The organism is Sinorhizobium sp. CB7 (genome assembly GCF_041357635.1).
In the GTDB taxonomy this organism is placed as follows: domain Bacteria; phylum Pseudomonadota; class Alphaproteobacteria; order Rhizobiales; family Rhizobiaceae; genus Rhizobium.
The window spans coordinates 1-696 of record NZ_JAULLL010000065.1 but is presented as its reverse complement, the minus strand read 5'-3'; the positions used below and the strand labels follow the sequence as shown (position 1 = coordinate 696).

Here is a 696-nt window from a genome sequence, read left to right as displayed (position 1 = left end):
CGGCGACGAGGCAGACGCTTGCCGGCCTGCTTGAAGGGCTGGACACCGTGCTGGTCAACGAGGTCGGGAGCGAGAGCCCCGAGCCTCTCGTCACCCCCCTCCATCCCGACCAGCTCGCCTATGTCATCTACACCTCCGGCTCGACCGGATTGCCCAAGGGGGTCGGCATCTCCCACCGGGCGCTCGGCCTGCATATCGACGACTACATCCGGACGTTTGCGCTCGACGAGCGTGACCGGGTCCTGCAGTTCTCGACGATCAGTTTCGACGCAGCGATGGAGCAATTGCTGCCGATCCTGACCCGCGGCGGCCGTACCGTCATGAGGGGAAAGGGCCTCTGGAATTTCGATGAGACAGCGGCTGCGATCCACAGGGAAGGGATCACGCTTGCCTATCTTCCGACCGGCTACTGGCGATCCTGGTTCGAACATGTCACGCCTGGCCAGGTCGCAAGCCTGAGACTGGTCGCAATCGGCGGCGAGGCCATACCCGGCGGCGCCGTCGACGGATGGCAAGGCTCGCCCCTGAGATCGGTTCCGCTCTGGAATACCTATGGGCCGACCGAGACGACGATTACGGCGTCGTCGCATCTGATACCTTTCGCATCCAATGACACCGCCAATACCATCGGCAGGGCATGGCCCTCGCGCAGCGCCTATGTGATGGACGGGGACGGCAACGAGATGCCGGTCGGCG

General features: G+C 64.4%; 1 protein-coding gene. It reads left to right on the top strand.

Annotated features, from left to right (window positions below; genetic code table 11):
• Positions 1–696, top strand: a 696-nt coding sequence (locus AAE029_RS36190; protein ID WP_371077761.1) for an AMP-binding protein, incomplete at both ends; no start/stop codon positions are given.